The organism is Vibrio sp. Y176 (genome assembly GCF_033438945.1).
In genome coordinates, this window is record NZ_JAWOQS010000006.1 from 358,340 (window position 1) to 380,087 (window position 21,748).

General features: G+C 44.8%; 20 protein-coding genes. 12 read left to right on the forward strand and 8 right to left on the reverse strand.

Annotated features, from left to right (window positions below):
* Positions 1-142 precede the first annotated feature (142 nt).
* The gene (gene serA, locus R7O13_RS17130; RefSeq protein WP_005384551.1) at positions 143-1,375 is read left to right on the forward strand and encodes a phosphoglycerate dehydrogenase; all 1,233 of its coding nucleotides are present in this window, start codon (positions 143-145) and stop codon (positions 1,373-1,375) included.
* 71 nt (positions 1,376-1,446) lie between these two features.
* Here serA and R7O13_RS17135 read toward each other — a convergent pair whose 3' ends face one another.
* Together R7O13_RS17135 and R7O13_RS17140 are read right to left on the reverse strand one after the other, a co-directional pair.
* The gene (locus tag R7O13_RS17135) at positions 1,447-2,139 is read right to left on the reverse strand and encodes an oxidative stress defense protein (protein WP_005384550.1); all 693 of its coding nucleotides are present in this window, start codon (positions 2,137-2,139) and stop codon (positions 1,447-1,449) included.
* Positions 2,140-2,347: 208 nt separating this feature from the next.
* On the reverse strand, positions 2,348-3,244 hold the full coding sequence (locus R7O13_RS17140) for a LysR family transcriptional regulator ArgP (RefSeq protein WP_005380990.1): 897 nt from the start codon (positions 3,242-3,244) through the stop codon (positions 2,348-2,350).
* 147 nt (positions 3,245-3,391) lie between these two features.
* Here R7O13_RS17140 and R7O13_RS17145 point away from each other — a divergent pair, with 147 nt between their 5' ends.
* Together R7O13_RS17145 and R7O13_RS17150 are read left to right on the forward strand one after the other, a co-directional pair.
* Positions 3,392-4,021 (forward strand): LysE/ArgO family amino acid transporter, encoded by a 630-nt coding sequence (locus tag R7O13_RS17145; RefSeq protein WP_262636137.1) that lies wholly within the window; start codon positions 3,392-3,394, stop codon positions 4,019-4,021.
* Positions 4,022-4,047: 26 nt separating this feature from the next.
* Positions 4,048-4,530 carry a YbaK/EbsC family protein gene (locus R7O13_RS17150; RefSeq protein ID WP_005380994.1) on the forward strand — a complete coding sequence of 161 codons (483 nt, stop codon included), beginning with the start codon at positions 4,048-4,050 and terminating at the stop codon, positions 4,528-4,530.
* A 47-nt stretch (positions 4,531-4,577) separates the two neighbouring features.
* Here the strand turns inward: R7O13_RS17150 and mscS are convergent, their stop codons facing one another.
* The 5 genes from mscS to R7O13_RS17175 all read right to left on the reverse strand — a co-directional run bounded on the left by mscS (position 4,578) and on the right by R7O13_RS17175 (position 11,543).
* Positions 4,578-5,444, reverse strand: coding sequence for a small-conductance mechanosensitive channel MscS (gene mscS, locus R7O13_RS17155; RefSeq protein ID WP_005380995.1), 867 nt, complete (start codon positions 5,442-5,444; stop codon positions 4,578-4,580).
* 424 nt (positions 5,445-5,868) lie between these two features.
* Positions 5,869-6,945, reverse strand: a complete 1,077-nt coding sequence (gene fbaA, locus R7O13_RS17160; protein WP_005380996.1) for a class II fructose-bisphosphate aldolase — start codon at positions 6,943-6,945, stop codon at positions 5,869-5,871.
* A gap of 154 nt (positions 6,946-7,099) precedes the next feature.
* Positions 7,100-8,260, reverse strand: a complete 1,161-nt coding sequence (locus R7O13_RS17165) for a phosphoglycerate kinase (RefSeq protein ID WP_005384547.1) — start codon at positions 8,258-8,260, stop codon at positions 7,100-7,102.
* Between the two features lie 151 nt (positions 8,261-8,411).
* Entirely contained in the window at positions 8,412-9,449 is a 1,038-nt protein-coding gene (gene epd, locus R7O13_RS17170; protein WP_005384545.1) for an erythrose-4-phosphate dehydrogenase, read from the reverse strand.
* Between the two features lie 135 nt (positions 9,450-9,584).
* The gene (locus R7O13_RS17175) at positions 9,585-11,543 is read right to left on the reverse strand and encodes a ligand-gated channel protein (protein ID WP_005380999.1); all 1,959 of its coding nucleotides are present in this window, start codon (positions 11,541-11,543) and stop codon (positions 9,585-9,587) included.
* Between the two features lie 140 nt (positions 11,544-11,683).
* On the opposite strand from R7O13_RS17175, the gene R7O13_RS17180 reads away from it, so the two are divergent.
* Entirely contained in the window at positions 11,684-12,577 is an 894-nt protein-coding gene (locus R7O13_RS17180) for a LysR family transcriptional regulator (RefSeq protein WP_017633561.1), read from the forward strand.
* A 91-nt stretch (positions 12,578-12,668) separates the two neighbouring features.
* On the opposite strand, the gene tkt is transcribed toward R7O13_RS17180, so the two are convergent.
* Complete coding sequence (gene tkt / locus R7O13_RS17185; protein WP_005381028.1) at positions 12,669-14,663, reverse strand: transketolase; 1,995 nt, start codon at positions 14,661-14,663, stop codon at positions 12,669-12,671.
* A 315-nt stretch (positions 14,664-14,978) separates the two neighbouring features.
* Here tkt and metK point away from each other — a divergent pair, with 315 nt between their 5' ends.
* From metK to ruvX, 8 genes are all read left to right on the forward strand, one after another.
* Positions 14,979-16,133: a methionine adenosyltransferase gene (gene metK, locus R7O13_RS17190; protein WP_005384541.1), complete on the forward strand. Its 1,155-nt coding sequence runs from the start codon at positions 14,979-14,981 to the stop codon at positions 16,131-16,133.
* Positions 16,134-16,535: 402 nt separating this feature from the next.
* The gene (locus tag R7O13_RS17195; protein ID WP_005381026.1) at positions 16,536-17,333 is read left to right on the forward strand and encodes a DUF2189 domain-containing protein; all 798 of its coding nucleotides are present in this window, start codon (positions 16,536-16,538) and stop codon (positions 17,331-17,333) included.
* Positions 17,334-17,401: 68 nt separating this feature from the next.
* A complete protein-coding gene (locus tag R7O13_RS17200; RefSeq protein ID WP_005381025.1) occupies positions 17,402-17,899 on the forward strand; it encodes a SprT family zinc-dependent metalloprotease in 498 nt (165 codons plus the stop codon).
* A gap of 150 nt (positions 17,900-18,049) precedes the next feature.
* Positions 18,050-18,745 (forward strand): deoxyribonuclease I, encoded by a 696-nt coding sequence (gene endA, locus R7O13_RS17205; RefSeq protein ID WP_262641396.1) that lies wholly within the window; start codon positions 18,050-18,052, stop codon positions 18,743-18,745.
* 112 nt (positions 18,746-18,857) lie between these two features.
* Positions 18,858-19,589, forward strand: coding sequence for a 16S rRNA (uracil(1498)-N(3))-methyltransferase (gene rsmE / locus R7O13_RS17210; protein WP_025768830.1), 732 nt, complete (start codon positions 18,858-18,860; stop codon positions 19,587-19,589).
* A 13-nt stretch (positions 19,590-19,602) separates the two neighbouring features.
* Positions 19,603-20,553 (forward strand): glutathione synthase, encoded by a 951-nt coding sequence (gene gshB / locus R7O13_RS17215; RefSeq protein WP_005381021.1) that lies wholly within the window; start codon positions 19,603-19,605, stop codon positions 20,551-20,553.
* Between the two features lie 127 nt (positions 20,554-20,680).
* Positions 20,681-21,244 carry a YqgE/AlgH family protein gene (locus R7O13_RS17220; protein WP_005381020.1) on the forward strand — a complete coding sequence of 188 codons (564 nt, stop codon included), beginning with the start codon at positions 20,681-20,683 and terminating at the stop codon, positions 21,242-21,244.
* Between the two features lie 35 nt (positions 21,245-21,279).
* Positions 21,280-21,705 (forward strand): Holliday junction resolvase RuvX, encoded by a 426-nt coding sequence (gene ruvX / locus R7O13_RS17225; protein WP_213912217.1) that lies wholly within the window; start codon positions 21,280-21,282, stop codon positions 21,703-21,705.
* Positions 21,706-21,748 lie beyond the last annotated feature (43 nt).

A 21,748-nucleotide genomic window follows, 5' to 3' on the forward strand; every position in this document is an offset into this window, starting at 1 on the left:
ATTTTTTTTTGTTACTTTATTGAACAGAAGACGCACAGGGAAACGTTTGTCTTCCTACAAAACTGTTAATTATCCCCTTTTTAATAGTTTTGTCCAATGTGCGCCACATTAGCCCACCTTTCCATTTTAAGGACGAGAAAAAATGGCCAAAGTTTCACTGGAAAAAGAAAAGATTAAGATCCTCTTGTTAGAGGGACTCCACCCTTCTTCAGTTGAAGTTCTTCAAGCAGCTGGTTATACCAACATTGAATACCATAAAGGTTCCCTTCCGGAAGAAGAACTAATTGAAGCGGTAAAAGACGTACACTTCATTGGTATCCGCTCCCGTACGAACCTATCCGAAGAGGTAATCAATGCGGCGAACAAGCTGGTTGCAATTGGCTGTTTTTGTATTGGTACTAACCAAGTAAACCTAGACGCAGCAGCAAAACGCGGTATTCCTGTCTTTAATGCACCATTCTCTAACACTCGAAGCGTGGCAGAGCTTGTACTTGGGCAAATCCTTTTACTAGTGCGTGGTATTCCTGAAAAGAATGCACTTGCACATCGCGGTATTTGGAAGAAAAGTGCAGACAACTCTTACGAAGCTCGTGGTAAGTGCCTTGGCATTATCGGATACGGTCACATTGGTACTCAGCTTGGTATTATTGCCGAAAACTTAGGTATGCGCGTTTACTACTACGATATTGAGAACAAACTGTCCCTTGGTAATGCGACGCAAGTACATACCATGAGTGAACTATTGAACAAATGTGATGTGATTTCTTTGCACGTTCCCGAAACACCGGAAACGAAAAACATGATGGGTGAAGCTGAATTTGCTCGAATGAAACCAGGTTCCATCTTTATCAACGCGGCACGTGGCACCGTTGTGGATATTCCTGCACTTTGCCATAGCTTAGAAGCTGGTCACCTTGCTGGCGCTGCAATTGATGTATTCCCAACTGAACCAAAAACGAATGCTGACCCGTTCGAGTCTCCTTTACAAAAATTCGATAACGTCATCCTCACTCCACACGTTGGTGGTTCAACACAAGAAGCACAAGAAAATATCGGCTTAGAAGTGGCGGGTAAACTGGCTAAGTACTCTGATAACGGATCGACACTTTCAAGCGTAAACTTCCCTGAAGTGTCATTACCAGAACACAGTGGTGAGTGCTCTCGTCTGCTTCATATCCACAAGAACCGTCCTGGTATCCTAACTCAGATCAACACCATCTTTGCTGAAGAAGGCATTAACATTGCCGCGCAGTACCTACAAACAGCCGCTGAAATAGGCTACGTAGTGATCGACGTTGAAACTGAACGCTCAGAAGAAGCTCTAACAAAGCTCAAAAACATTGAAGGCACAATCCGTGCTCGTATCCTTCACTAAACAGTGAAACAGAAACGACAAAGGCAGGGGTTATGACTCCCTGCCTTTTGCTTTTTACTGTTTGCTAAGCCTTACTTTAGCTTATAAATGACATCGACTTGATCGCGAATGATCATAGTTGAATCTTGGTAGCTATTCGCTCCTTCTTTACTATCCATCGCCATTGAACGCATTAACACAGGCTGAACGTGCATCTGTCTGTAATTGATCTGCCATACATCGCCCAACTTTTTCTCAAAACCCGTCGCTAATGACCCTGCTTTTTCTCTTGCGTCCTTAATCGCAGCCATTCGTGCCTTTTGCTGATACTCGGCTTGGTTGCTTACCTTAAGTTGAATATTATCAACCTGATTAATTCCCGCCTCTAACGCCATATCTAGGTATTGGTTAAGGTTTTTCAGATCCGTCACCGTGACATCAATACTGCGAGATGCTCGATACCCAACAAGTTCTGCTTTCCCTGATTTAGGGTAATGGTACTGAGGAGCAAGGTATAAATTCGAGCTAGTAATATTGTCTTTTGACAAGCCGGCATCCGATAAGCTTTTTAGAAACTCTTCAACGGTTTTATCTACGGACAATTTCGCTTGTTCGGCCGTCATTGTCGTATCGACTACTTTTACAGAAAACGTAGCCATATCAGGTGTGGCCGTCACTTCGCCATACCCCGTTGTCGTAACATGAGCAAACTCTGGCGTATTCGCCAAAACTGAAGCACTGGTAAGGCTGAGTGCTGAAGCCAGCAAAAATGAATACAATTTCATTCAATAAATCCATCCATACAAAATTAAGTACTTAATCTCAGATTCCAACATCACTATCATGGCTGAGAAAGCGTGTGGTTTCATAATAGAAACTTCCGCCGATTATCCAAGCACCCATAGTGACTTCTAACACAACTTTGACTATGTAACATTGGCGTAATTTTTAAACAAAACACACTTAAGTTAACGATATGCAGCTCTGACAAACTTATTGAGGTAGATGCTGCTGCGCATACCCCACTATCGCGTGTGAGATTTCTTGTAATACCCCAGTCTCTAACTGCCAGTGGTGCCAATAAATCCGATGGGACATTAAAAAACCTGGAGTCACATCAACCAACACACCTCTGTCTAATTCGTCGGTAATTTGCAAGCGGGGGATCAAGCAATAAGCAACACCAGCTAACGCCACTTTTAGAAACGCTTCAGAACTACTGATGTTGTGATGAATAACGCTGTCAGGATTGACGTTAAAATGCTCGGTAAGAAATGTTTTATGTAGATCATCATATTGGTCATATGAAACGGCCGGTGCTTTTGCCAATGTCTGATTATTTACGCCTTTAGAAAAATAACGCTGATAGAACTCTGGGCTCGCGACACAAACATAATCGATGCGACCTAAATAGTCTGCTCTGCATCCGGGGATTGGCTGGGACTCCAAGCTGATCGCTCCTGTCACTTCGCCACTTTTGAGTTTTTCAATAGAGCGGTATTCACCATAGATAGTCAGTTTTAGTTCAACTTGACGCTGCTTCATAACATTTTGCAGCGCTGGCAGTAGCCATGTTGCAAGGCTATCTGCATTAGTCGCTAAAGAGAGTTGCACAGGTCGCGTACTGGTATCATTCTTTAGTTCGGGGAGAATTTCATGCTCTAGCAAGCGTACTCGCCGATAAAGACCCAACAATTTTTTACCAATTGGCGTTGGCTTAGGTGGCTGGCTTCGAATTAAAACAGGCTGCGCGAGAAACTTCTCTAACTGCTTGATACGTTGAGAAATGGCGGATTGAGAAACAAATAAATGCTCGGCAGCACGCTCAAAGCTACCCTGATAAACTATAGCGTCTAATGCCTCAATCCATTTGTAATCTAACCCTCGCATACCTTTCCTCTCACTCCTGATCAAACGCCTCCCGTTAAATTAGTCTATCTAATGTAAGATTAAAATCATTAATTATACTTATTTAGATAAACGCTTTATCTTTCCCTTTTCTGTAAATGTATTTGTTATTTTGAAGTGAGGTGAAGTGTGAGCTTGTGGGTTCTATTGCAAGGTTTTGGTTTAGGAGCATCAATGATCATTCCGATCGGCGCGCAAAATGCGTATGTTTTGAATCAAGGCATAAAGCGTAACCACCACCTAACAACCGCCACTATTTGTAGCGTGCTAGATATGATTTTCATCTCTCTAGGTATCTTTGGTGGTGGTGCAATTCTGTCTCAAAATGAAATCTTACTGACGTCGGTGACACTTGGTGGTATTGCTTTCTTAAGCTTCTATGGACTGCTCTCGCTAAAAAGTGCTTTTAAGCCAGAGAGTGAATCGGAATCAAAAGGGGAGATCGTAGATCGAGGTCGTCGAACGGTTATTCTAGGTGCGTTAGCTGTCACTGTGCTTAATCCGCACTTATATTTAGATACAGTCGTTATTCTAGGTTCGATCGGTGGACAGTTTGAAGGCCATGATCGCATTGCTTTTGCACTAGGTACGATTATGGCTTCCTTTGTTTGGTTCTACACTTTATCGATAGGAGCCGCCAAACTAGGTCCAACACTCTCTCAACCAAAAGTGAAAAAAACCATCGACATTGCAATCGCAATGATGATGTTCACAATAGCGTATATCTTAGCGAGTGAGCTTATTGATAAGTATTGGTAATCACCAGGTAGTAAGGCAGCAAAGACATGGAGTCACTAAAACGTATTTATAACAACAATAGAGAGCGATTCAACGCGCTCTCTATTCCTTTTCGGGAATGGCAGCACGAAGCCATCTTAGACTTTGAGACAGATATACGCATTGCGAGAGAGCTTGGTTGGACGGGTACGCATACCAAAAGCCTCTTTTTAACACTCAAAGGACAAGGTTACGCGGTTTATCTGACAGATAAGGACTCGCGCCTCGATGCCAAGCAGATTAAAGCGATTACAGGTAAACGTCCCTCTATTTGTAATGACGATGAAATGGTCGAAGTGTTAGGTTGCGTACCCGGCGCGGTTTGCCCAATAGGCTTACCGGAATACATCACTATCATTGTTGATACCAATCTCTATCAACATCAAGAGTTGCTCTATACGCCTGGCTTACCTGAGTTCACATTTGGATTTGCAGGTAAACATCTAAAACGCCTCTTACTTGCTGGTCATCACACCCTTTACGAAATATAAAAAAGCGAGGCCTATTGGCCTCGCTTTTGAATATCGACTGCTTTTAATTAAGCGTCGACTTTGTTCAGGTGAACATCCATTTGTGGGAATGGAATCTCGATACCATTTTCATCCAATGCTTCTTTAATACCTTGCATTGCATCAAAGTATACGCCCCAGTAATCTGCAGTTTTCACCCATGGACGAACCACAAAGTTAACTGAAGAGTCTGCTAACGTAAGTACACCAATTGTGATATCCGGGTCTTTCAAGATACGTGGATCTTTCTCTAGCGTCTCACGAATCACTTTCTTCGTTAGTTTAAGGTCTGCTTTGTATGAAACACCAATCACTAGGTCGACACGTCGTGTCGCATGGCGAGAGTAGTTAGTAATGGCACCGCCGATAACTGAAGAGTTAGGCACAACAACCATTTTGTTGTCTGGTGTTTTTAGAACGGTTTGGAAGATTTGAATTGCTTCAACACTACCCGCTACACCACCGATTTCTACGTAGTCGCCTGATTTGAATGGACGGAACGCAACAATAAGTACGCCTGCTGCAAAGTTTGATAGTGAACCTTGTAGTGCAAGACCAACAGCAAGACCTGCCGCACCAATCACAGCAACAACAGAAGCGGTTTGAACTCCTAATCGACCAAGAGCCGCGATTAGCACGATTACAAATAGCAAGTAACGAACAAGACCGTGAATAAATTCAACGACGGCCTTATCCATGTTTTTCTTTTCTAGTACTTTAGAAACACTACCAGCGACTGCCTTAACGATAAGATTACCGATAAACAGAATAAGCAGCGCAGAGATAATGTTCACACCGTACTGAACCAGTAGATCTGAATTGTTTGTCAGCCAAGTTTCAGCCTGAGTTAGACCATCCGTTAAAGTGGTATCGATACCCACCGATTCACCTGCCATAATTCTTATCCTCAAAAATAAAGAGATATAAATCCAATTGCCGTTAATTTATGAACCTTGTTTTTTAAAGGCTCTTTTCTAAAACAACATCCCTATTGCTCCACTGAACAGTGTCAGATTTTTGGCACAATATCCCAACTCTGACTTTTTTCAAAGTCAGAGTTTCGCAAAGATATGCAAAACAAGACTTTATCAGAGCTTTCTGACACTGACTTGTTACAGGTTACGCAATGCACTCTGATTTCGCCACTCTTAAGACTGATATTCCCATGTTTTCTTTAAAAAAACGTTAAAGGTGAGATATCTCACTAGCAAATACAATCTAACGCATAAAAATATCGGGAGAAAGCAGCCGGGAAGAAAATGATAGACATAAAAAAACCCGCTCAAAGAGCGGGTTTTTAGGTAACTTAATCAGTAACGATTATAGTACGTCAACTGCGTTAAGGTCAGCAAATGCTTGCTCTAGACGAGTAACCATTGAAGCTTGGCCTGCACGTAGCCATACGCGTGGATCGTAGTACTTCTTGTTTGGTGCATCTTCACCAGTTGGGTTACCGATCTGACCTTGTAGGTAATCGTGGTTTTCAGCTTCGAACTTACGGATACCATCCCAAGTAGCCCACTGTGTATCAGTATCGATGTTCATTTTGATTACACCGTAGCCGATAGATTCACGGATTTCTTCTAGAGAAGAACCTGAACCGCCGTGGAATACGAAGTTTAGAGAGTTCGCTGGAAGACCGAATTTCTCAGAAACGTGCGCTTGAGAATCACGTAGGATAGTTGGAGTTAGTACAACGTTACCTGGCTTGTATACGCCGTGTACGTTACCGAAAGATGCTGCGATAGTGAAACGGTGGCTGATTGCGCTTAGTTTCTCGTATGCGTATGCAACGTCTTCTGGAGAAGTGTATAGCTCAGACGCATCCATATCAGAGTTGTCAACGCCGTCTTCTTCACCACCAGTACAACCTAGTTCGATTTCTAGAGTCATGTTCATTTTAGCCATGCGCTCTAGGTACTTAGCAGAAATTTCGATGTTCTCTTCTAGAGACTCTTCAGAAAGGTCGATCATGTGAGAAGAGAATAGTGGCTTACCAGTTTGCGCGAAGTACTCTTCACCAGCGTCTAGTAGACCGTCGATCCAAGGAAGTAGTTTCTTAGCTGCGTGGTCAGTGTGTAGGATTACTGGAACACCGTAAGCTTCAGCTACAGCGTGAACGTATTTCGCACCAGCAACAGCACCTAGGATTTGAGCTTCTTGACCTTCAAGTTTTAGACCTTTACCAGCAAAGAAAGCAGCGCCACCGTTAGAGAACTGAACGATAACTGGAGCTTTAACTTTTGCAGCTGCTTCAAGTACTGCGTTTACAGAGTCAGTACCCACACAGTTTACTGCTGGAAGTGCAAAGCTGTTTTCTTTTGCAACTTCAAATACTTTCTGAACGTCATCGCCAGAGATAACACCTGGTTTTACGAAGTCGAAGATCTTAGACATGGATGTAATCCTATTTATCTGTCGTTTTTAAACAAAACTTGTTAAGTTGAAAATCTTGCAAACGTTTGCTCACAACTGAGGCTATTCTAGCAGAGTTCCTCACACGTTGCAGCAAACAAGAAAGCGGGAGAATCACTCCCCCGCTTTGCTTTAATTACTTAGCGCGTGCTTCTAGCATTTCTACTGCTGGAAGAACTTTACCTTCTACGAACTCAAGGAAAGCGCCGCCGCCAGTAGAGATGTAAGATACATCCGCTTTGATACCGAACTTGTCGATAGCCGCTAGCGTGTCACCACCACCAGCAACAGAGAAGCCTTCAGAAGCTGCGATAGCTTCAGAGATACCTTTAGTACCTGCTTCGAAGTTCTTGAATTCGAATACGCCTACTGGACCATTCCATAGGATAGTCTTAGCGTTTTTAAGGATTTCAGCTAGTTCAGCAGTTGAATCTGGACCAAGGTCGAAGATCATGTCGTCGTCTTGTACTTCAGAAACGTGCTTAATTTCAGCTTCTGCGTTCTCGTCGAATGCTTTCGCACATGCAACGTCTGTTGCTACTGGAATTGCACACTCGTCCATTAGCTTCTTAGCTGTTTCAACTAGGTCTGCTTCGTATAGAGACTTACCAACGTTGTGGCCAGCAGCTGCGATGAATGTGTTAGCAATACCACCACCAACAACGAGTTGGTCAGCGATTTTAGATAGAGACTCAAGAACAGTTAGCTTAGTAGAAACTTTTGAACCACCTACGATAGCAACCATTGGACGAGCTGGCTTGTCCATTGCTTTGCCTAGCGCTTCTAGTTCGTTCGCTAGTAGAGGACCAGCACATGCTACGTCTGCGTGCATACCAACGCCGTGAGTAGATGCTTGAGCACGGTGAGCCGTACCGAATGCGTCCATTACGAATACGTCACATAGTGCTGCGTATTTCTTAGATAGCTCTTCGTCGTTTTTCTTTTCGCCTTTGTTGAAGCGAACGTTTTCAAGAACAACAAGTTCACCCGCATTTAGCTCTAGGCCATCTAGGTAGTCTTTTGCTAGCTTCACTTCGCAATCTAGTGCGTCGTTTAGGTAATTAACAACTGGTTGTAGAGAGAACTCTTCAGCGTATTCACCTTCAGTTGGGCGACCTAGGTGAGACGTAACCATTACTTTAGCGCCTGCTTCTAGGCAGTGCTTAATAGTTGGAAGAGATGCGATGATACGTGCATCCGAAGTTACTTTACCGTCTTTTACTGGCACGTTTAGGTCAGCACGGATAAATACACGTTTACCTGCAAGATCCAGGTCAGTCATCTTGATTACAGACATGATGTGTCCTCTCAAATATTTAATAATTAAAGTTTTTGAAAACTCGGCAACCCTGCCAAGCCTGTTAATTCTTCAAACTGGTTATAGATATGGAGATATTATGGATTTATTTCAAGGCTTGAAATAAAAATTCTCCATCACTTCTTCGTCATTACTGTTCCACTTGCGAAGAAGCTTGCATTGCTAAGGCAGTATCCAGCATCCGGTTAGCAAAGCCCCATTCGTTGTCGCACCAAACGAGCATTTTTACGAGTTGCCCGTTACTCACTCTAGTCTGGCTTCCATCCACAATCGCACTATGGGGGTCGTGGTTAAAGTCGATGGAAACGAGTGGCGATTCAGTATAGTCAACAATGTTACGTAATGTACACTGAGATGCGTTAACAATGGTTTGATTTACGTCATTAACTTTCACATTTGTACTAATTGTGACACTTAAATCCATTGCAGTGACGTTAACCGTTGGAACACGAACAGAAATTGCTTCGAATTTGTTGGAAAATTTCGGGAAGATTCTTTCAATCCCCTTATGCAACTTAGTGTCCACCGGAATAATAGATTGGCTTGCAGCGCGGGTACGGCGTAAGTCGTTATGATACGCATCAATTACTTGTTGATCGTTCATGGACGAATGAATTGTGGTAATGGTGCCAGACTCTATGCCGAAGGCTTCGTCTAATACTTTAATGATGGGAACGATACAGTTGGTGGTGCAAGAGCCATTGGAGACAACACGGTGCTCGTCTTTCAGAGTTTCGTGGTTCACGCCATAGATAATCGTATTATCTAGGTCGTTTGCGCCCGGGTGCGAAAACAGTACTTTCTTAGCGCCAGCTTCTATATGCGCTTGCCCATCCGCTTGCGAACCAAATACACCAGTGCAATCCAAGACGATATCAACTTCTAAATCACGCCAAGGAAGTAATTCGATTTCGGAGAGGTGGAGAATGCGAATTGAATCATATTCACCGCTGTCATGATGAACATGCAAATGTTCTTGGTCATGGGAAATTTTTTTACCAAAGCGACCATGACTGGTGTCATATTGCAGTAGGTGTGCCATCGCCTCTGGCTGTGCTAGTTCGTTAACCGCCACAACCTTGATCTGCTGGTGTTTTCCACTTTCATACACCGCTCGCAGAACATTACGACCTATACGTCCAAATCCATTGATCGCAACCTTTAGCATTTATCCTTCGCCCTACCAAAAATTTCGTGTCACAGATACTACCTGATCAGGCTGACAAACGCACCTGTTGAATCACAGTAAAGCAGGATTAAAAAAGGTCGAGACTATGCTCGACCTTATTACAACGATAGATAATTAAAATGCGACGTCTAAACCTAACCAGTAGCGACGACCATCTTCAATATATCCGTATTCTTCGTAACTGATTTCCTCGTCTAGCAAGTTATAGATAGCGCCTTTAATACGAGTATTGTCGGTTAACTGGTATGTCACACCGGCGTCCACAAAGGTATAAGCTGGTTCTACAATACTGTTTCTTGATGGGCCAGTAACCGGATCCATTTCTTTACCTCGGTACGTGACTTTCGCCCAGCTCTCTAGATCTGTTGTCGTTTGCCAAGTCACATCCACATTAAACAGATGCTTTGGTAACTGCTGCAGCGGCATGCCTTTGTATTCACCTGTTTTTTGCTCTGAGTCGGTAAATGTGTAGCTCGAGCTAAGGTAAATGGTTTCCGTTAACGGCGATGCTAAGGTCGCTTCAATACCTTGTGTGACGGCTTCATCCACGTTAATACGGTACGTTGGATCTGCGCCCCATTGGTTTGGACCATCAGTACAGATAGTGTCTGGACAAACAACACGTGTGATCTTGTCTTTGAATTCGTTATGGAACGCTGTCAAAGAGACATCTAAGCCAGAATCACCTTGATACAAGACGCTGATTTCTTTGTTTAGCGACGTTTCAGGGTCAAGATCTGGGTTACCGTAGATATTACCGCCACCACTGACTTGCGCCCAGCCAGGAGTAATTTCACGTAATTGTGGAGAACGGAAACCTGTTGCCACACCGCCTTTCACCGTCCAAGACGGATCAACTCGCCATACACCGTAAACACGCGGACTAAAATGCGCGCCATAGTTTTCGTCATGATCTAGACGGCCGCCAAGCGTAACGCTAAACGGATCAGCTATTCTCCATTCATCTTCAATGAAAACAGCCCACTGCGTATTCGATGTTTCAGTCTTCGATGACGCTTTGTTGGAGGTGAAATCCTCAAGCTCTGCATGAGTGGCGTCCACACCCGTCGTCAACGTATGGTTTCCGATACCAGTCACCAAGCTCGATTTGAACGTGGTGTTGGTGATCGTCATCTCACGAGATTTGTTCTCGCTCTCTTCTCGCTGTAAGTAAGTATCTGAAATGCCAATCGAATCCCAATCACCGTTGTGGCTTACCGTTACGTAATTACGACGATATTCATTCAGTGAATCTTCACACCCTCCACGACACCCAGTGGTCGGCACTGAAAGGCCCACATTGCCACGACGACTTTGTGCCGACGTGCCACCTTCTAATTGTACCGAGTGGCGCTCATTAATCTGGTAAGTCAGTTTTGAAGAGATACTCTGCATATCTTTATCTTCATAACCGTATTCGATGTCATCTTCTTCTCTGGTTGTGTACTGACCATATACTTGGAGAGATAAATTTTCAGCCAACGGACCATTAACGAAAAAGTTCGCGCTCTGCTCTCCACCTGAGCGGCTATTCTCTTGTAGTACCGTGCCCAGTTGAACATTACCCGTCCACTCTAACGCATCTTTTCGTGTGATGACGTTAATCACACCACCAATCGCATCAGAACCGTAAAGCGTCGACATTGGGCCGCGAATAACTTCGATTCGCTCAATCGCTTGAAGAGGAGGTAACCAACCTTGTTCGATACCTGGGCCGTCACTATTTGGACGAGTTTCACGCGTGCTTTGACGTTTACCATCGACCAGTATCAAAGTGTATTTAGAACCCATACCACGGATACTAATGTCGGTAGTATCACCACCACCTGTCACGACAACACCTGGCACACTTTTTAGTGCATCAGTCACATCGCGGTAATAACGGGAGTCCAACTCCTCACGTGAAATCACACTAATACTTGCAGGCGCGTCCGCTTGAGATTGCTCGTAGCTTGATGCAGTTACAACCACTGTTTCCATTTTAGAAACTGCATCATTGGCAAAAACATGAGGGACACTGACGAAGGCTAAAATACCAGTTGCGGTAATAACTGGCAGTCTAAGAGTAGACATCTACATCTCCATAATTGATAATGATTATTATTTTCGAAAGTGAATTATTCACAAATAGAATGAGATGCATAGTGAGAGTTATGGAACGGTTCTTTCCATTTATGGAACTCGTACATAACGCAGTAAGGAGTAAAAGAAATATGCACGACTTAGCATCAATTAGAGCCTTTGATGCGCTCAATCAGCATAAAAGTTTGACAGCCGCTGCTAAAGCCCTTAATCAGCCAAAATCAACGCTAAGTCGTCGCTTGGCACAATTAGAAGAAGACTTCGGTCAGGCTCTAACCGCCAGACAAGGTAATCGATTAGTTCTGACAAGAGCTGGAGAAATCTTTGCCCACTACAGCCGCCAGATTCTTGAGTTAAGTGAAGAGAGTTATGATGCACTCCAAGGTTTAACGAACCAAGTTTCAGGGCCACTGCATATTGTTTGTCACACCGCCTTAGTTAGAAGCTGGCTCGGCGGCGTACTCAATCGTTTTCTTGCTGATAATCCCGATGTTAGAGTTCAGCTTACCAGTGACTTTTCTGAAGCGCACCATGACCCAGATTTGTTCATCTGGCTCGGTGAACGTAAAGAGCTAGACTGGCGAAAAGAAGTGCTGGGGGTATTTCGCTATACGCCTTTTGCCTCTCCAAATTATCTAAAACAACATGGGCCTATACCGCACCCCAAAGAACTTGAAGCACATCCATGGATCGATTTTGGTTCAGTGCAAGAAAATGGATTGATGCTAGCACACCCTCAACACGGTGAGTTCTTTTTAGAGCCCTTTGTTAGTCGCTTATACAGCGACAACATAGCAATGCAAATAGACAGTATCGCGAATGGTCATGGTATTGGACTGCTGCCGACTTGGACAGCATGCGGCTATGAGAAACATCACCCAGGGCGAATCACACCTTGCTTAGAAGGTTGGCTTTCTGAGCCTATTTCCATTAACTGCTATACACCAGCAGGACGACCACCACTGCGCTTATCCGTACTTTTAGACTGCATTCACCAAAGCATTCCACAAGGTTGGAAAACCTGACAAAAATAAAAAGGCCATCATAATGATGGCCTTTCTAACTTTAGCGTTTAACAATCGTCGTTTACGTTCGACTGTTTAGACGGTCCTGCAATTACGCTAGCAATTCTTTTGCTGTGTTCACTACGTTTTCAGTCGTGAAGCCAAACATCTCGAATAGCTGACCAGCAGGTGCAGATTCACCGAATGTTGTCATACCGATGATGCGACCGTCAAAGCCAACGTACTTGTACCAGAAATCAGCAATGCCCGCTTCGATAGCGATACGTGCCGTTACGTCTGATGGCAGTACAGATTCACGGTAAGCGGCGTCTTGTTTGTCGAATGCGTCTGTAGATGGCATTGAAACAACGCGTACTTTCTTGCCTTCTGAAGTTAGTTGCTCAGCGGCTTTCACTGCAAGCTCAACCTCAGAACCTGTCGCGATAAGGATTAGCTCAGGCTTACCTTCGCTATCTTTCAGGATGTAAGCACCTTTCGCGATGTCTGCGACTTGTTCAGCAGTACGCTCTTGTTGCGCTAGGTTTTGACGAGAGAAGATAAGTGCAGTTGGTGCGTCTTTACGTTCAATCGCTAGTTTCCATGCAACTGCAGACTCAACTTGGTCACATGGGCGCCATGTGCTCATGTTTGGAGTCACACGTAGAGACGCCATTTGCTCAACAGGTTGGTGAGTTGGGCCATCTTCGCCAAGACCGATCGAATCATGCGTGTAAACTTGGATGTTCTGAATTTTCATCAGCGCAGCCATACGCATTGCGTTACGAGCGTATTCCATGAACATTAGGAATGTTGCGCCGTAAGGAACGAAACCACCGTGCAATGCGATACCGTTGATGATAGCAGTCATACCGAATTCGCGTACACCGTAGTGGATGTAGTTGCCAGAGAAGTCCTCCGTTTCTAGAGACTTAGAACCAGACCACATGGTCAGGTTAGAAGGCGCTAGGTCAGCAGAACCACCCATAAACTCAGGAAGCATTTGACCAAACGCTTCTAGTGCATTTTGCGATGCTTTACGTGATGCAATGTTCGCTGGGTTTGCTTGAAGATCAGCAATGATTTGGTTCGCTTTTTCTTCCCACTGTGCAGGAAGTTCGCCGTTTAGACGACGTTTAAGCTCTGCCGCTTCAGCAGGGTAAGCTGCAGCGTATGCTTCGAATTTTTCATTCCAAGCTGCTTCTTTCGCGGCGCCCGCTTCTTTTGCATCCCACTCAGCGTAAACATCTGCCGGGATCTCAAATGGGCCGTACTCCCAACCTAGGTATTCGCGAGCCGCTTGGATTTCATCGTGACCTAGTGGTGCACCGTGACAGTCGTGTGAGCCAGACTTGTTAGGAGAACCGAAACCGATAATTGTTTTGGTACAGATAAGCGTAGGACGTGGGTCCGCTTTTGCTGCTTCAATTGCTGCGTTGATCGCGTCTGAGTCGTGACCATCGACTGCTGGGATTACATGCCAGCCGTACGCTTCAAAACGCTTAGGTGTATCGTCAGAGAACCAGCCTTCAACATGACCGTCGATAGAAATGCCGTTGTCATCCCAGAACGCGATCAGTTTGCCTAGACCTAACGTCCCAGCAAGAGAGCATGCTTCATGCGAGATGCCTTCCATTAGACAGCCGTCACCCATGAACACATACGTAAAGTGGTCAACGATATCGTGACCTTCTTTGTTGAACTGTGCCGCTAGTGCTTTCTCTGCGATCGCCATACCAACAGCGTTAGTGATGCCTTGACCTAGAGGACCCGTTGTTGTCTCGATACCAGGCGCGTAGCCGTACTCTGGGTGACCTGGGGTTTTTGAGTGCAATTGACGGAAGTTTTTCAGATCGTCAATAGATAGCTCGTAACCGCTTAAGTGCAGTAGAGAGTAAATAAGCATTGACCCATGACCGTTTGACAGCACAAAGCGATCGCGGTCGGCCCACTCTGGGTTTGAAGGGTTATGGTTTAGGTGAGAGCGCCAAAGAACTTCAGCGATATCAGCCATACCCATTGGTGCGCCTGGGTGGCCTGAGTTAGCTTGTTGAACACCATCCATGCTTAGAGCACGAATTGCATTGGCAAGATGTTTACGAGACGACATGTCTGCTCCTGAGTACATTAAGCGAAACGAAAAGTAGGTCATAATTCTCTCAAAGCCCTGTTGGGTGTGCAAACGTTTTCCAGTCCAAAACCTCACAAATATTGCACCTTTCGCGCCAAATCGTTCGAAGTTCTTAAAATTATCAATAAATCAGGCAAACGTTTGGTTATAACAAAAACCAAAAAAGAGCTTGTAATTCGAGCAATCAAATTTAGAATAGACGTCTAGATGTAGATACACCTACAAAAATTAGTATTAATTTGCGCTGGAGAGTTTATCATTCCCCAGTTTTAAACCAGATATAGTGGAGCTAACATGGCTAAGCACCTGTTTACTTCTGAGTCAGTATCAGAAGGTCATCCAGATAAAATTGCAGACCAGATTTCTGATGCGGTTCTTGACGCGATTCTAGAGCAAGATCCAAAGGCTCGTGTTGCATGTGAGACTTACGTTAAAACCGGTATGGTAATGGTGGGTGGTGAAATCACGACTTCAGCATGGGTAGACATCGAAGAGTTAACTCGTGAAACCGTTCGTGAAATCGGCTACGTACATTCAGATATGGGCTTTGACGCAGATTCTTGTGCGGTACTAAACACAATCGGTAAACAGTCGCCAGATATCAACCAAGGTGTTGATAAAGCTGACCCTAAAGAACAAGGTGCAGGCGACCAAGGCATCATGTTTGGTTACGCTTGTAACGAAACTGAAGTACTAATGCCAGCGCCAATTACTTACTCTCACCGTCTTGTTCAAAAGCAAGCAGAAGTTCGTAAAAACGGCACACTACCTTGGTTGCGTCCTGATGCAAAATCTCAGGTAACATTCCAATACGATCAAGGTAACATCGTTGGTATCGACGCGGTTGTTCTTTCAACTCAACACTGTGATTCAATCTCAACTTCAGACCTGCGTGAAGCGGTAATGGAAGAGATCATTAAGCCAGTGCTACCTTCTGAGTGGATCAACAAAGAAACAAACTTCTTCATTAATCCAACCGGTCGCTTCGTAATCGGTGGTCCTATGGGTGACTGTGGTCTAACTGGTCGTAAGATCATCGTAGATACCTACGGCGGCGCAGCTCGTCACGGTGGCGGTGCGTTTTCTGGTAAAGATCCATCAAAAGTTGACCGTAGTGCAGCATACGCAGCACGCTACGTAGCGAAAAACATCGTAGCGGCAGGCATGGCTGACCGTTGTGAGATCCAACTTTCTTACGCAATCGGTGTTGCTGATCCAACGTCTATCATGGTGGAAACGTTCGGTACTGAGAAAGTACCTCACGACATCATCATTGAAGCGGTTCGTCAATTCTTCGACCTACGTCCATACGGTCTACAAGAAATGCTTAACCTTCTTCAACCTATCTACAAGAAGACAGCGGCATACGGTCACTTCGGTCGTGAAGAATTCCCGTGGGAAGCGACAGACAAAGCTGCACTTCTACGCGATTTCGCTGGCATCAAATAATCAAGCCAAGCAAGAATCAATCAAGCCCTCGCCTATGGCGGGGGCTTTTTATTTTCAGCAACTTTTATCCAGCCATTTCGGCTCATACCGCCCTGACCCACAAAGCAGTCCTGTTTCTCCCTCATTTTTTATACCGAATAAATTTTAAGCAATTATTTGTAAATTATCCCATCTCCGCCAATAGTTAAAATATTGTTAACTCCAATTTAAATAGAGACGTCGGATGCTGGCGACTGTGGAAGCACACTTAAGTAAAGACATGAGTCAGGCATCTTTATGGCCGATACCAAACTAAGCCAATGCTCAGATGTAAACTTGAAAAAGTCGCTTCAAGTTTGACTGAACAAAAACCGCTGTCAGTTGGTATAAGCGGATAATGTGGGAATAAATCAAGGAGGAGTTATGCCTCGAACTGTTAATCCATCGGACTTCCACAACAAGCGAAAGGAAGTGCCAGACAACGAATACGCCAGAACCATACCGTGCAATACGGTCAATCTTTCTGCACCTTTTCATTGGCTCGCATTAGGTCTGCATGATTTCGTGCGAATGCCGCTTATTAGTGCTTTCTATGGCATCTGTTTTATGGCAGCAGCCATAGGCATTGTTTTGCTCGTACAGTGGCAAGGCACACACTTGGTCGTCATGCCCAGTTTGATTGTTTACATGTTAATCGGTCCGTTTCTCGCGCTCGGCTTGTATGATGCCAGTTGGGAGAGAGAGCGCGGACACAAAGCAAGCTTGTTCCATTCAATGAAAGCGATCGGTCGTAACTCAACATCTCAATGGGCGTTCGCCGTGTTACTCGCAGTGTGTATGATATTTTGGATGCGCATTGCCGCTCTACTTCATGCGCTCTACCCTTCTGTTCAAGGGGCACCTTTAAGTGAGTTCCTACCCTTCCTTGTCATCGGCTCTTTAGTTGGCTTTGTTTTGGCTTGTGTGGTGTTTAGCATTTCAGCCTTTTCTATTCCGCTCATGATGGAGCGTCGCGTAGACATGATGACCGCTGTATTTACCAGCTTTAATGCCGTGAAATCCAACATTCCAGCAATGATTGTTTGGGCAGCGATCATCTGTGGCGGTATTCTTATCGGCTTTGCGACCTACGGGATCGGAATGTTGTTTACCATGCCAATTCTAGGCTACGGTACATGGCACGCTTACCATGCCACCATCAAGAAAAAACACACACCATAATTAACTGATGCTATGATCAGGCCCTCGCAAATGCGGGGGCTTTTTTATTTGATTTATCGAGGTGAATTGTGGATATAGAACTCAGCTATAAAGCCAAGCAAGTGATGGCGGGCTGTATCGCGATGGCAGAACAAGCTTTCAAACGTTCTTTCCCGATTCCAACAATCACCTTCGACGTCCGTGGGAAAGCGGCAGGAAAAGCCTACCTTCAATTAAATCAAGTACGCCTAAACCCTGTTTTATTTCGCGAAAACACCCAAGCATTCTTAGATGAAGTCATTCCTCATGAAGTAGCACACCTGATTACTTATCAGGTTTACGGGCGAGTTAGGCCTCACGGTAAAGAATGGAAAGGCGTCATGGAAGCCGTGTTTAACGTACCAGCCAAAACCACTCACAGCTTTGAAGTAAAATCCGTTCAAGGTAAAACCTTTGAGTATCGTTGTGGTTGTATGACCTACCCTCTATCGATTCGCCGTCATAATAAAGTGCTGCGCAAAGAGGCGACGTACTCTTGTCAAAAATGCCGCCAACCACTTAACTTCACCGGCATTCAATTATCGTAGCCCTTACCTCATAGTGTTACTTGCGTTCCCAAAATAAAGATCGAGTTGATCAAAACCTTCCCTTCGCCAATTATTGTTAACTTACTCATCACTAAAGCTATTTTATGCGTGTTATCATGAATAAAGTCATACTTTATAAAGACTTTTATCATGAAATACTTACTCTCTCTGTTGCTTATCGCGCTTTCTAGCACTGCGATTGCCGCGCCACCGAGCTCATTCTCTGCAGCCAAACGTGAGGCGGTCAAAATTTATCAAGACCACCCAACAAGCTTCTACTGTGGCTGTAACATTCAATGGCAAGGCAAGAAAGGCTTACCCGATTTAGCCTCTTGCGGTTACCAAGTCCGTAAACAAGAAAAACGGGCTGCACGAATCGAATGGGAGCATGTGGTTCCTGCGTGGCAATTTGGCCACCAGCGTCAATGCTGGCAAGATGGCGGACGTAAAAACTGTAAGAAAAAAGACAAAACTTTTCGTTTGATGGAAGCAGACTTGCACAACCTAACTCCTGCTATTGGTGAAGTAAACGGTGACCGTTCGAACTACAACTTCAGCCAATGGAACGGTATGGATGACGTGAGTTATGGTCGCTGTGAGATGCAAGTGAACTTTAAGCAGCGTAAAGTCATGCCACCAGACCGTGCGCGTGGCTCAATTGCTCGTACCTATCTATACATGAGCAAAGAGTACGGTTTCAAACTGTCGAAGCAGCAAACGCAATTAATGAGTGCTTGGAACAAAACCTATCCTGTCGATAAATGGGAATGTGAGCGTGACGAGCGCATTGCAAAAGTACAGGGCAATAACAACCCATTTGTTCAAGAAGCCTGCCGCGCACTGTAACCTCCGACCTCGAAGCGTTTCAATTACTGATATTGAAACGCTTCTGCCCCTTGTTTTTTCGGTGCAAAGCATCCATGTTAGGGTTTAAGTTTATTCTCTTGCTGGAAATCTCATGCGTACCCCTCGAATTTATCATCCAGAAACCATTCATCAACTTGGCTCACTTGCTTTAAGTGACGACGCAGCAGGCCATATCGGTCGTGTTTTGCGCATGAAAGAAGGCCAAGACGTTCTCCTTTTTGACGGCAGTGGCGCAGAGTTCCCAGCGGTTATCAGTGAAGTCAGCAAGAAATCAGTTTTGGTTAACATCACCGAGCGCGTAGAAAACAGTATTGAATCCCCTTTAGATCTGCACCTTGGTCAAGTCATTTCACGTGGCGATAAGATGGAGTTCACCATCCAAAAGTCTGTTGAACTTGGCGTCAATACCATCACTCCTCTGATTTCTGAACGTTGTGGCGTCAAGCTTGACCAAAAGCGTTTTGAGAAAAAACTCGCGCAATGGCAGAAAATCGCCATCAGTGCCTGTGAGCAATGTGGGCGTAATGTCGTGCCCGAAATTCGTCCAATTATGAGCTTGGAAGAGTGGTGTAAAGAAGAGTACGATGGTTTAAAGCTTAACCTTCACCCTCGTGCTAAATACTCAATCAACACTTTGCCAACCCCGGTTGAAAAAGTGCGCCTACTGATCGGTCCTGAAGGCGGTTTATCGTCTGAAGAAATCGAGATGACTCGAGAATACCAATTTGAAGAAACGCTACTCGGCCCTCGCGTTCTGCGTACCGAAACAGCGGCTCTGACAGCAATTACAGCCTTACAAGTTCGTTTCGGCGATCTTGGTTAAACGGAGAAAAATAATGATCAAACTCGGTATCGTAATGGACCCAATCTCGTCCATTAACATCAAAAAAGACTCTAGCTTTGCCATGATGCTTGAAGCGCAACGACGCGGCTATGAAATCCACTACATGGAAATGAATGATCTGCATCTCGATCAAGGCGTTGCCATTGCAGATACTAAAGTGGTGGAACTAAAAGAAGATCCAAACGGTTGGTACGAGTTCAAATCAGAGCAAACTATTGAACTGTCTGAGCTAGACGCTGTGCTAATGCGTAAAGATCCTCCGTTTGATACTGAATACATCTACGCGACTTACATCCTTGAGCGTGCAGAAGAACAAGGTGCACTGATCGTTAACAAGCCTCAAAGCTTACGTGATTGTAACGAAAAGCTGTTTACAGCATGGTTCCCAGAGCTGACACCTACAACGATCGTGACGCGAAAAGCAGAAAAAATTAAAGAATTTCGTGAAAAACATGGTGATGTCATCCTGAAACCGCTTGATGGTATGGGTGGCGCGTCCATCTTCCGTGTGAAAGAAAACGATCCAAACGTCTCTGTGATCATCGAGACATTGACTAACCACGGTCAAAACTACGCAATGGCACAAACCTTCGTGCCAGACATCAGCAACGGTGACAAACGTATCCTAGTGGTAGATGGCGAACCTATGCCTTACTGTCTAGCACGCATTCCTGCTAAAGGCGAAACGCGCGGCAACCTAGCCGCTGGTGGTACTGGTGAAGCTCGTCCGCTAAGCGAAACCGACCTCAAAATTGCGCAAACCGTTGCTCCGACACTGAAAGAAAAAGGCCTTATCTTTGTTGGCCTTGACGTAATTGGCGACAAGCTAACAGAAATCAACGTCACCAGCCCAACCTGTATTCGCGAAATTGAAGCAGCTTTTGATATCTCAATCACAGGCAAGCTGATGGATGCGATTGAGCGTCGAGTAAAAGGCGAATAACTCAAACTGTATTACAGTTAATAGAGAGCGTAGTACATTAACTTAAGCAAACTCATGCACATACCTAGATGTAAATTGTATGATGTTAGCTTAAGGGCATTTACGAGAGTTAAGGGTCAATATGAGTATGAATCTCACAAATCACTTTTTGGTTGCCATGCCTGGGATGAAAGATCCGTACTTTCAAAACAGCGTGATCTACGTTTGTGAGCACAACGAAGACGGCGCTATGGGGCTGATGATCAATGCTCCTGTTGATATCACCGTCGGCAACATGCTCAAGCAGGTGGAAGTTCAGCCAGTACACCCGCGCCTATTTGAAGCCAGTCTAGATAGACCAGTTTACAATGGCGGCCCAATCTCGGAAGATCGTGGCTTTATTTTGCATAAACCCAAAGATTACTACGAGTCCAGCGTCCAAATGACCGATGACCTCGCGGTAACCACTTCGCGTGATATTCTGTCGGTGTTAGGAACAGAAGCAGAACCAAGTGATTACTTAGTGGCACTTGGCTACTCCGGTTGGAGTGCAGGCCAATTAGAAAGTGAGCTGGTCGAAAACTCTTGGCTCACCATTGAAGCGACGCCTGAAATTATCTTTAATACACCAATCAACGAGCGTTGGAAGAAAGCGGTCGAAAAGCTGGGCATCGACCCAAGTCACCTTTCAGCAGACTCTGGACATGCTTAGTCCAAATATACAGTTACATTAGATAGAGACACCTTATGTCACGCACAATTATGGCTTTTGACTTTGGAACCAAAAGCATTGGTAGCGCTATTGGCCAAGAAATTACTGGTACAGCTTCCCCATTAAAAGCCTTTAAAGCCAATGACGGTATTCCAAACTGGGACGATATCGAAAAGCAAATCAAAGAGTGGCAACCAGATTTGCTAGTGGTCGGTTTACCGACCGATCTGCATGGTAAAGACCTTGAGGCCATAACCCCTCGTGCACGAAAATTTGCTAAGCGTCTGCAAGGCCGATACGGATTGCCTGTTGAACTGCATGATGAGCGTTTATCTACTGCAGAAGCTCGTGCGGAGTTGTTCAGCATGGGCGGCTATAAAGCCCTATCGAAAGGTAATGTTGACTGCCAGTCAGCAGTGGTGATTCTAGAAAGCTGGTTTGAAGCCCTTTGGGATGAGTAAACACTTCAAGCACAATGAAAAAAGGTTGGCTCCTGCCAACCTT